Genomic DNA, 9272 nt, shown 5'->3' on the forward strand with positions numbered 1-9272 from the left:
GACGATGACAGCCTTTCTGGACTTCGAAAAACAGGTCGCCGCGCTCGATCGGCAGATTGCCGAACTGCGCGACATGGGGGACGACCCCACCCTCAACATCGACAATGACATCGCGCGGCTGGAGGACAAGTCCTCGAAATTGCTGCGTGATATTTATGCGAAGCTGACCCCTTGGCAAAAGACGCAGGTGGCGCGTCACCCCGACCGCCCACATTTCAAACATTATGTCGCGGGGCTGTTCGACGACTGGATGCCGCTCGCCGGTGACCGCAATTTTGGCGATGATCAGGCGATTTTGGGCGGCCTCGCCCGCTTTCGCGGTCGCCGCGTCATGGTCATCGGGCATGAAAAGGGCGACGATATTCCGTCGCGGATGAAGCATAATTTCGGAATGGCCAAGCCCGAGGGCTATCGCAAGGCGATCCGCCTGATGCAGCTCGCCGACCGGTTCGGCCTGCCGGTGGTGACGCTGGTCGACACGTCGGGCGCCTTTCCGGGCATTCAGGCCGAAGAACGCGGCCAGGCCGAAGCGATCGCGCGTTCGACCGAACAATGCCTGGCGCTGGGCGTGCCGATGGTCGCGGCGATCGTCGGCGAGGGCGGCTCGGGCGGCGCGATCGCGCTCGCCGCGGCGAACCGCGTGCTGATGTTCGAACATGCCGTCTATTCGGTGATCTCGCCCGAAGGCTGCGCGTCGATCCTGTGGCGCACGTCGGACAAGGCCGCCGATGCCGCTGCCGCGATGAAAATGTCGGCGCAGGATCTGCTGGGCCTGAAGATCATCGACCGCATCGTCGCCGAACCGGTTGGGGGCGCCCACCGCGCGCCCGAGGTTGCGATTGCGTCGCTGGGCGATGCCATCGCGCTGGAACTCGACGGCCTGTCGGGGCTGCCGCGCGATGCGATCCTCGCGGCGCGCGAGGAGAAATTCCTCGCCATGGGTCGCGGCTGAAGCCCCTCGACGGAACCCGATCGTCGCGATTTGCGTTCACCCTCAAGACAGGGCTCCTGACGCACATCAGGCCGCGTTCGACAACGGCTTGTCTCGCCGCGAATAGGGAATATGCCCTGATAAATGCATGGCTTGTGGGAGGCGCATCGATGATCCGAAGAAAGAAGACCGGCCTTGCCGTCAAACTCGCAGCGACTGTGGCGCTCGGCAGCCTTGCCCTCACCGGGGCCGCCGATGCTCAGCTCAAGGCGATCAAGACCGCGACCAATATCACGCCGTCCGAACGCAAGCAGGGCGACGAGGCACATCCGCAGCTGATGGCGGAATTCGGCGGTGCTTACAGCGGACCGCAGACCGCTTATGTCGTCCGCGTCGGCCAGAATATTGCGCTGCAATCGGGGCTGTCGAACGCGCGCAGCGATTTTACCGTCACCCTGCTGAATTCGCCGGTGAACAACGCCTTCGCCATCCCGGGCGGCTATGTCTATGTCACCCGCCAGCTGATGGCGCTGATGAACGACGAGGCCGAGCTTGCCGGGGTGCTGGGGCATGAGGTCGGCCATGTCGCGGCGCAGCACAGCAAGAAGCGTCAGTCGGCGGCGACGCGCAACCAGATACTCGGCGTGCTCGGCGCGGTGCTGGGGGGTGCGATCGGCGACAGTGGCGGCGTGCTCGGCGGGCTCGGCGGCTTGCTCCAGAACAACGCAATGCAGGTCGCGCAGCTCGCGACCCTGGGCTTTTCGCGCAGCCAGGAATTGCAGGCCGACCAGTTGGGCGTCCAATATTTGCGCAGCGCGGGCTATGATCCGCTCGCGCTGTCGACGATGCTCGCCAGTCTTGCCAATCAGACCAACCTCGACGCCCGACTGTCCGGCGGCGATGCGCGTTCATTGCCCGCATGGGCGAGCACCCACCCAGACCCCGCCTCGCGCGTCCGCAACGCCCAGACGCTGGCAAGCCGCGTCGGCGGCACCGGCGGAACCCGCAATGCCGATGCGTTTCTGGCGGCGGTCGATAATGTGCTGTACGGCGACGATCCGGCGCAGGGCGTCGTCGAGGGCAATGAATTTCTCCACCCCGACCTCCGGTTGCGCTTTGCGGTGCCCGGCGGTTACGGGATGCAGAATGGCACCACCGCCGTCACGGTCAGCGGCAATGGCGGTCAGGCGCAATTTACCACCGGCCCGTACAGCGGCGACATGAATGCCTATATCGCCGCGGCGTTCAAATCGGTGGCGGGCAACACCGCGATCACCCCGGGCGCGGTTCAGCGCACCACGGTGAACGGCATCCCCGCCTCTTACTCGACCGCGCGCGTCGCCAGCCAGTCGGGGCAGATCGACGTCACCATCTTTGCCTATGAATTTTCGCGGAGCAGCGCCTTTCACTTCGTCACATTGACCAAGGCGGGCGGAACCGGGGTGTTCAATTCGATGTTCAACAGCGTCCGTCGGCTCAGCACCGCCGAAGCGGCGGCGATCAAGCCGCGGCGGATCGATGTGGTGACGGTGGGGCGCGGCGACACGATGGCCAGCCTGGCGCGGCGTATGGCGTACAGCAATTATCAGGCCGAACGGTTCCAGGTGCTCAACCGCCTGACCGCGTCGAGCCGACTGACGCCCGGGCAAAAGGTGAAAATCGTCGTTTACGCCAGCCGGTGATCGGACAAAAAAAGGGGCGGTGTTTCCACCGCCCCCTTCTGTTTGGTTGATCGCGCTATTACGGCGTGGTCAGGTTGGTGTTCACCTTGTTGAAGGTGTTGCTGACGCTGTTGCCAACGGCGCCCATCGCGGTGATGCCGGCGACGGCGATCAGGGCCGCGATCAGACCATATTCGATGGCGGTTGCGGCTTTGGTATCGCGAACGAATTTCTTGATGAACTTCATGACTGGTCTCCTGATTTCACTTACCCTGTTGACGGTCTGGTCTGGGTCAACAGTGGCTGGTTTAGGACGAATAGGTTTTGAAAATCTTAATGGCTGACGGCGAAAGGATCGGTCGCAAGTCCAGAAAAGGGACAGTCGCCGCGGCGCTACATGTTGGTCTGGGCCGCGGTGGAGACGTTGTTCCACATGAGGCCCGTACTGTTCGCGACATTTCCGACGGCGCCGACGGCGGCGATGAAGATGAGGGCCAGTATCAGCCCATATTCGACGGCTGTAGCGGCCCTGGTCGACCGCATCAGCCTGTAAAGGTTGCGCATTGTTCCACCCCTGCTTGAAGTGTAGTTCCCGAGGATGCCGATGATCGCACAGGAAGGTTAACAATTTGTCCGTCGCCAGCCCCGGAAAACCGCCAAAAAATGACCTGGTCGTGGTCGCTGCGGCGCTCGTCGATCGCGACGGCCGCCTGCTCGTTCAGCAGCGCCCAGAGGGTCTGTCGATGGCGGGGTTGTGGGAATTTCCCGGCGGCAAGGTCGAACCCGGCGAAACGCCCGAACAGGCGCTGATCCGCGAGTTGGCGGAGGAACTGGGCATCGACGTCGAACAGGCCTGTCTGGCCCCCGCCTGTTTCGCCAGCGACATGCTGGGCGACCGGCATCTGTTATTGCTGCTCTATGTCTGCCGCAAGTGGCGGGGCACCCCGGTTGCGCACCATGCGAGCGCGCTGCGCTGGGTGCGTCCGGTCGAACTGCACGGACTGGCGATGCCGCCGGCCGACAAGCCGTTGATCGGTCTGCTGGAAGCGCTCGTTTAGCCCTTCGGCTTCAGCGCTTCGGTCAGCGAAGCGGTGCCGCTGCCGCGCCGCGCGGGCTGCGGTTGATCGGGATGCGGCGCCCACCCGCTGAAATGGACGATGCGCAGGCTTTCGGCGACGCGACCGTCGGGGTCGGCTTGCGCGGCGAAGGCGGCGGCGATCTGCGCTGTCTCGGCGCGCGTCAGCGGCGGCGGGGTGGGCACGAGGCGGCTGGTGAGCCCGACCGCGCGCAGGTCGCGGACCAGCGCGAACCAGTCGCCATAACGCACGGTGAGCGCCTCGACATCGACCACCGGCAAGGCAAAGCCGACGCGTTGGAGCAGATTGCCCATCGCGGCGAGATCGATCTGGGGGTGCATCCGGGCGATCGGGCGCACCGCGCCGACCATCATCGCGCGGCGAAGCCGCGGCAGGCTGCCGTCGCCGACGAACGCACCCAGCAGCAAGCCGTCGGGCGCGAGCAGGGCGCGCAGTCGGAGCAGCGCGCCGGGGACGTCGTTGACGCTGTCGAGGCCGCCCGGCCAGACGATCAAGTCGAAGCTGGCAAAGGGCAGGTCGAGCGCGTCGGCCTCGACAATGATCGCGCCGCTGGCTGCTGCCAGCTGCGGTCCGGCTTCAATGATGGTCAATTCCGTGCAGATGCCGCGGAGTCGATCGGCGAGCGCGGGATCGTGCGCGCCGATGAGCAGGACGCGCGGAAAGTTGCGGGTCACCATCGTCAGCCGGTCGAGCAGGGTTTCCGCGATGATCGGGGCGAGGAAGTTGGCGGACGCGGGCAGGCGTGCCATGCGATCGCGCTGGGCGCGGTGACGGGCGGCCGAAAAAAGCGGGTGGAGAGGCTGCGACATCCGCCGCTTGTGCCGTCCCCAGTCATGCTTCACAAGCGGCGGATGATCACCGCGACCGGGGATGTCGAAGAAAAACAGGCGCCGTCCGGGGCATTGTCTCGCGCCTTGCGAAGCGCGGCGCGCGCGATCGTCGATTATGCGCTGCCGCCGCGCTGCCCCGGATGCGGCGTGATCGTCGGCGACGACCGGCAATTTTGTCTGACCTGCTGGGCGTCGCTCGAATTTCTCGATGGACCCGCTTGTTCGCATTGCTCGATCCCGTTGCCAGCGGCGCTGCCCGGCGGGCCGATCGCCTGCGGTGCCTGTCTCGCCAGCCCGCCGCCCTTTGATGGCGCACCTGCCGTCGTTGCTTATGGCCCGGTCGCCCGCACCGTTGCCCTGCGTCTGAAATATGGGCGGCGCACCGGCCATGCGCGGTTGATGGCGCGGTTGATGGCGCGGCGACTGGCGGCGCTCGGCGATACCGCAAACATGCTGATCATACCCGTGCCGCTGCACCGCTGGCGGCTATGGTCGCGCGGTTTCAACCAGGCCGCGCTGGTCGCCGATGAACTGGCGCGCACCAGCGGCGCGCCGCGCGACCATCACCTGCTGCATCGCGTCAAATCGACCGCATCGCTGCGCGGCAAGGGGCGGCGCGAGCGTGAGCGGATCGTTGCCGGAGCGTTCGCGCTGGCCGCCGATGCCAAAGCGCGTGCGGCGGGGCGCCACATCATTCTGGTCGACGACGTTCACGCCAGCGGCGCGACCCTGCGCGCCGCGGCCAAGGTGCTGCGGCGCAGCGGCGCGGCGCGCGTATCGGCGCTGACCTGGGCGCGCGTCGTTCCCGAGGCGCTGATGACGAGCAACATATTTGACTTTGCTTCGTTGGATTCCGATATGTCGGACCAGATGATGACAGGATAGGTCATGGCCAAGATCGAAGTTTTCACCAAATTCCTCTGCCCCTATTGCTCGCGTGCGAAAGCGCTGCTCGATCGCAAGGGCGCGGAGTATCAGGAGATCGACGTGACGATGGACCGCGCCGGGTTCGACGCCATGGTCGAACGTGCCGGCGGCGCGCGCACCGTGCCGCAGATTTTCATCGACGGGAAACATATCGGCGGCAGCGACGATATGGCGGCGCTCGACGCGCGCGGCGGGCTGGATCCGCTGCTCGGCCTCGCCTGACCTTGATCGTTTTCGATCTTTGCTGCGCCGCCGGCGATCACCGGTTTGAGGCCTGGTTCGCAAGCAGTGAGAGCTTTACCGAACAGCGCGCGCGCGATCTGATCGCTTGCCCGGTCTGCGGCGACGTCCGGATCGAAAAGGCGGTGATGGCGCCGCGGATCGGCGCCAAGTCGAACCAGCTGATCGAACCGGCGCCAACGCCGCCAACCGATTGCGCGGCGTCAAACGAGATATCGCCCGAGCTGGTACGCAAGATCGTCGCCGAAATTGCGACGAAACAGGCAGAGATGCTGCCACAATCGCGCTGGGTCGGACGCGATTTCGCCGATGCGGCTCGCGCCATGCACGAAGGCCGCGCACCCGACGACCTGATCCATGGCCAGGCCTCACCCGAGGAAGCGCAGGCGCTGCGTGACGACGGGATCGCGGCGATGCCGCTCCTGGTACCGATCGCCCCGCCCGACGCGGTTAATTAGCCGCGCCGATTGACGCTGCGCGCCTCGCGCCGCTACACGAACCGCGGCGCACCCGTAGCTCAGCAGGATAGAGCATCAGATTCCTAATCTGGGGGCCACTGGTTCGAATCCAGTCGGGTGCACCACGCACATCTAAGTGACTGATATAGAACGGTTATACTAGGTTCCTCAGGTGAAATCGGCGCGGTTCTGCGGCCGTTCCCGCGGTCTCCCGCTCCGGTGTGGTCAGAGACAGGGCTTCCGGCGAGCTAATTCAGCGATAAGTCTCGGCAAGTCTCCGCGGCGCAATCCGGTGGCCACCGCAGCGGTGATTCGATCAGGTAAATCCGAGCAGTCGCCGTTGGTCGGGCCATGCGAGCGGCAGGGCCGGGAGCTTGAGCAGCCGACGCGACGTCAGTGCCGCGGGTTGATTCCCGTCGAGGATCGCGTGGGTGATGTCGGGTGCCAGATAGGCCAGGCGGGCAAGGCGCTCGATGTGCCGATCCCTCGGGGATGCCTGATCGCCGAACAGGTTGGAACGGGCGCGATGTGCCTTGGCTATCAGGTTGACGAGACGCGGGTCTGGTTTGCGGCCCACGGGTTCTAGACCGGCGATGACGAGCTTCGTCCCACGCTTGCCGCGCTGCACGTCGGTGCGGATCACAAGGTCGATACGATCCGGTTCGTGATCGGCCCCTTCGGGCAGATGTTCCAGCGCCGCGATCAAGGCGCTAGCCGACAGGCTCGCTGCAACCCGCCTTGGATGGACCCTGACCGTGAGCCCGAGTCTCTCGAAGAGATTGCGGGCACCATGGTCGGCGTGAGGCCCGACCTGCCGGGCAAGCTCCGCAGCGGTGTCGATTCGAGCGCTGGTGACCGCGGCCCCGGCCCGGTCGTCGAGCCCGGCGATGCGTGCCGGATCGAGCAGCAGTTCGCGGACGGCGTCGCGTGCCGCCGTCTCGATCGACCGTGCCGCGATCCGCGCGACCGGGGCGGCTGGCTTGCCGGGTACCTCACGGTCGATGTCCTTGCTGATGCTCGATACATAATAATGGTAGCGGCGACCCTGCTTGACCGTGAACGAAGGCGACATAGGCCGGTCGTCGGCGTCGCGGATCATCCCGGTGAGCAGCGCGATGCCGTTCGGGATGATGGCGTTCGCACGTTCGGCGGTGGAGGCTTCTAGCTTCGCTTGCACCGCGTCCCACAGATCGGTGGATATGATCGCTTCATGTTGCCCTTCATGGACCTTGTCCTTGTGACGCAGCTTGCCGATGTAGATGGGGTTGGAGAGGAGCCAGTAGAGCGCCCCGCGCGAGAAGGGCACGCCGCCCCTCGGTCCCGACTTCCCTTGCTGGATCTTGGTCCGGACGCCCTGCGCGTCGAGCGCAAGCTTCAGCGCCCGCACCGAAGGCTGATCGAGATAGTATCGGAAGATGTGGACGACGGTTGTGGCTTCGATGGCGTTCGGCATCAGCTTGCGATCCTCTACATCATAGCCGAGCGGTACGACGCCGCCCATCCAGATCCCGCGTGCCTTCGACTGCGCGACCTTGTCGCGGACGCGCTCGGCAATCACCTCGCGCTCGAACTGCGCGAACGACAGGAGGACATTGAGGGTCAGCCGGCCCATGCTGGTCGTGGTGTTGAACGCCTGGGTCACGCTGACGAAGGAGGCGCCTGCCGCGTCGAGGACGTCGACGATCTTTGCGAAGTCCGAAAGCGCGCGCGTCAGGCGATCGACCTTGTAGACGACGATGACATCGACCTTGCCTGCGCGAACATCGCATAGCAGCCGCTGGAGCGCGGGGCGCTCCATGGTTCCGCCGGATACGCCGCCATCGTCATAAGCGTTGGGAACCAGCGTCCAGCCTTCGGAACGCTGGCTCGTCACATAGGCCTCGCAAGCCTCGCGCTGGGCGTCGAGGCTGTTGAAGTCCATGTCGAGGCCTTCTTCGGTCGACTTCCTCGTATAGATGGCGCAGCGCAGCTTCTTCATGCGCCGGTTCCGAAGAAGCGCGGCCCCGACCAGCGTGTTCCGGTGATGGCGCGGGCAATCGCCGAGAGCGATCGCCATCGCTCGCCCGCGTAAAGGAAGCTGCCATCGGGCTCGGCGATCACCCGGTGCGTCCGACCGCCCCACTCCCGCAGCAGCTGGGTTCCGCCCGCGAGAGAGGCAGACGCTGCAGCGCGGCCGCCGGTCCCGGGGACATCCGCGTGGGAAGCGACCAGCTTGCGTAGCCGCTGTTCGAGGCCGCGATCCATGCCCCCTGCTGCGGCGAGCTGCACGCGATGGGCGAGGTCACGCGCGAGGAGGCTCGGCGCGATCGGGGGAGCGGGTGCTTGGTGCACCCGCTCCCACTCGCGCTTCAGATCGGCGTTCGACATCGCGCCGAGTGCTGCCGCCTCACTCTCACCGGCGCTCATGCGCCGATCCGATAGGTCGTGACGCTGCCCTGCTTCTGCCGGACAACCTCATGGCCCTTCTTGCGCACGCCGGTGATCGCGGCGCGCACCGTGTGATGCTGCCAGCCCAGGGCTTCGGCTACTTCTTCAACGCTGGCGCCGGCGGGGGCGCGGAGCATGGCGAGCAGCCGCTCGGCCTTCGTCTGCGGCCGTTCGGTCGCGGTCGGTCCGGGAGCGGAAGCTGCGCGGTTCGCGCGCGGGGTATTCTTGGTCATGGGCGGTCTCCTTGATCGGATCCCGGCACCGCGCCGGGCCCACCACCCAAAGCCCCGTCAGCGCGAGGCGTGCGGCCAGCACCTACCGGCGCGGCCGCGGAAACAGCAATGCTCGTTCGTTGGCACTAGTCCAGTCGAATGTCGGCGTTGCGCCTCATTTTGGTCATTGGCGCTTCACTGCAGATTTCCCGATGGCGGACATGAAATGATGGGCTTGGAACGGCCGCGAAGTTGGAAGATCCGGAAGGGCAGCTGTTAGAATGGAAGACTAGAGAAGCGGACGTTTTCGCCCGTCACTTTTGGTGTCGCGCGAGTTCACGGCAAAGCGGCAGACACCCCCTCTAGGGTCAGGACTCATTGATCAGAGCCAGAAGATGACAGTCGCGGCGAGAGCTACGGCGGAGAAGAAGGCTTTCGGGCAGCGATCGTAGCGTGTTGCGACGCGTCTCCAGTCTTTGAGGCGGCCGA

Annotated in this window: 12 protein-coding genes, 1 tRNA gene and 1 pseudogene; 7 read left to right on the forward strand and 7 right to left on the reverse strand. The window is 65.5% G+C overall.

The annotated features are described in order from the left end of the window. Positions 1 to 4 precede the first annotated feature (4 nt). Positions 5 to 952, forward strand: coding sequence for an acetyl-CoA carboxylase carboxyltransferase subunit alpha (locus G9408_RS13800; RefSeq protein WP_168454548.1), 948 nt, complete (start codon positions 5 to 7; stop codon positions 950 to 952). Positions 953 to 1101: 149 nt separating this feature from the next. Continuing rightward, entirely contained in the window at positions 1102 to 2613 is a 1512-nt protein-coding gene (locus G9408_RS13805) for a M48 family metalloprotease (RefSeq protein WP_168454549.1), read from the forward strand. A 58-nt stretch (positions 2614 to 2671) separates the two neighbouring features. On the opposite strand, the gene G9408_RS13810 is transcribed toward G9408_RS13805, so the two are convergent. Beyond that, entirely contained in the window at positions 2672 to 2839 is a 168-nt protein-coding gene (locus tag G9408_RS13810) for a Flp family type IVb pilin (RefSeq protein ID WP_168454550.1), read from the reverse strand. Between the two features lie 146 nt (positions 2840 to 2985). After that, entirely contained in the window at positions 2986 to 3156 is a 171-nt protein-coding gene (locus G9408_RS13815; RefSeq protein ID WP_120217082.1) for a Flp family type IVb pilin, read from the reverse strand. A 65-nt stretch (positions 3157 to 3221) separates the two neighbouring features. Here G9408_RS13815 and G9408_RS13820 point away from each other — a divergent pair, with 65 nt between their 5' ends. After that, positions 3222 to 3650, forward strand: coding sequence for a (deoxy)nucleoside triphosphate pyrophosphohydrolase (locus tag G9408_RS13820; protein ID WP_171005334.1), 429 nt, complete (start codon positions 3222 to 3224; stop codon positions 3648 to 3650). Here G9408_RS13820 and G9408_RS13825 read toward each other — a convergent pair. Beyond that, entirely contained in the window at positions 3647 to 4438 is a 792-nt protein-coding gene (locus tag G9408_RS13825; RefSeq protein WP_235957802.1) for a methyltransferase domain-containing protein, read from the reverse strand. The genes G9408_RS13820 and G9408_RS13825 overlap by 4 nt on opposite strands. 102 nt (positions 4439 to 4540) lie before the next feature. Between G9408_RS13825 and G9408_RS13830 the strand changes: the two genes are divergently transcribed. The 4 genes from G9408_RS13830 (at position 4541) to G9408_RS13845 (ending at position 6269) form a co-directional block, all read left to right on the forward strand. Continuing rightward, positions 4541 to 5404, forward strand: coding sequence for a ComF family protein (locus G9408_RS13830; protein ID WP_168454552.1), 864 nt, complete (start codon positions 4541 to 4543; stop codon positions 5402 to 5404). Between the two features lie 3 nt (positions 5405 to 5407). Continuing rightward, entirely contained in the window at positions 5408 to 5668 is a 261-nt protein-coding gene (gene grxC / locus G9408_RS13835; protein WP_137871500.1) for a glutaredoxin 3, read from the forward strand. Positions 5669 to 5670: 2 nt separating this feature from the next. Next, positions 5671 to 6144, forward strand: coding sequence for a DUF1178 family protein (locus G9408_RS13840; RefSeq protein WP_168454553.1), 474 nt, complete (start codon positions 5671 to 5673; stop codon positions 6142 to 6144). Positions 6145 to 6192: 48 nt separating this feature from the next. Continuing rightward, a tRNA-Arg gene (locus G9408_RS13845) sits at positions 6193 to 6269 on the forward strand. A 191-nt stretch (positions 6270 to 6460) separates the two neighbouring features. Here the strand turns inward: G9408_RS13845 and G9408_RS13850 are convergent. From G9408_RS13850 to G9408_RS13865, 4 genes and pseudogenes are all read right to left on the reverse strand, one after another. Further along, positions 6461 to 8200, reverse strand: coding sequence for a recombinase family protein (locus G9408_RS13850; protein ID WP_168454554.1), 1740 nt, complete (start codon positions 8198 to 8200; stop codon positions 6461 to 6463). Further along, positions 8119 to 8550 (reverse strand): DUF2924 domain-containing protein, encoded by a 432-nt coding sequence (locus tag G9408_RS13855; RefSeq protein WP_168454555.1) that lies wholly within the window; start codon positions 8548 to 8550, stop codon positions 8119 to 8121. The genes G9408_RS13850 and G9408_RS13855 overlap by 82 nt, the downstream gene beginning before the upstream one ends. Further along, positions 8547 to 8804: a DUF3489 domain-containing protein gene (locus G9408_RS13860; RefSeq protein WP_168454556.1), complete on the reverse strand. Its 258-nt coding sequence runs from the start codon at positions 8802 to 8804 to the stop codon at positions 8547 to 8549. Before G9408_RS13860 ends, G9408_RS13855 begins: the two co-directional genes overlap by 4 nt. Before the next feature lie 361 nt (positions 8805 to 9165). Then, positions 9166 to 9272 (reverse strand): annotated as a pseudogene (locus G9408_RS13865) (IS5/IS1182 family transposase); the annotation flags it as partial.

It is taken from the genome of Sphingopyxis microcysteis, assembly GCF_012274265.1.
GTDB lineage: Bacteria > Pseudomonadota > Alphaproteobacteria > Sphingomonadales > Sphingomonadaceae > Sphingopyxis > Sphingopyxis microcysteis.

What these genes read in the sequence shown, in the direction of transcription:
- G9408_RS13860 (WP_168454556.1), bottom strand. Translation starts at nt 8,804, where the DNA reads ATGACCAAGAATACCCCGCGCGCGAACCGCGCAGCTTCCGCTCCCGGA.
- G9408_RS13850 (WP_168454554.1), bottom strand. Translation starts at nt 8,200, where the DNA reads ATGGCGATCGCTCTCGGCGATTGCCCGCGCCATCACCGGAACACGCTG.
- G9408_RS13810 (WP_168454550.1), bottom strand. Translation starts at nt 2,839, where the DNA reads ATGAAGTTCATCAAGAAATTCGTTCGCGATACCAAAGCCGCAACCGCC.
- G9408_RS13855 (WP_168454555.1), bottom strand. Translation starts at nt 8,550, where the DNA reads ATGAGCGCCGGTGAGAGTGAGGCGGCAGCACTCGGCGCGATGTCGAAC.
- G9408_RS13825 (WP_235957802.1), bottom strand. Translation starts at nt 4,438, where the DNA reads ATGGCACGCCTGCCCGCGTCCGCCAACTTCCTCGCCCCGATCATCGCG.
- G9408_RS13815 (WP_120217082.1), bottom strand. Translation starts at nt 3,156, where the DNA reads ATGCGCAACCTTTACAGGCTGATGCGGTCGACCAGGGCCGCTACAGCC.
- G9408_RS13800 (WP_168454548.1), top strand. Translation starts at nt 5, where the DNA reads ATGACAGCCTTTCTGGACTTCGAAAAACAGGTCGCCGCGCTCGATCGG.
- G9408_RS13830 (WP_168454552.1), top strand. Translation starts at nt 4,541, where the DNA reads ATGATCACCGCGACCGGGGATGTCGAAGAAAAACAGGCGCCGTCCGGG.
- grxC (WP_137871500.1), top strand. Translation starts at nt 5,408, where the DNA reads ATGGCCAAGATCGAAGTTTTCACCAAATTCCTCTGCCCCTATTGCTCG.
- G9408_RS13805 (WP_168454549.1), top strand. Translation starts at nt 1,102, where the DNA reads ATGATCCGAAGAAAGAAGACCGGCCTTGCCGTCAAACTCGCAGCGACT.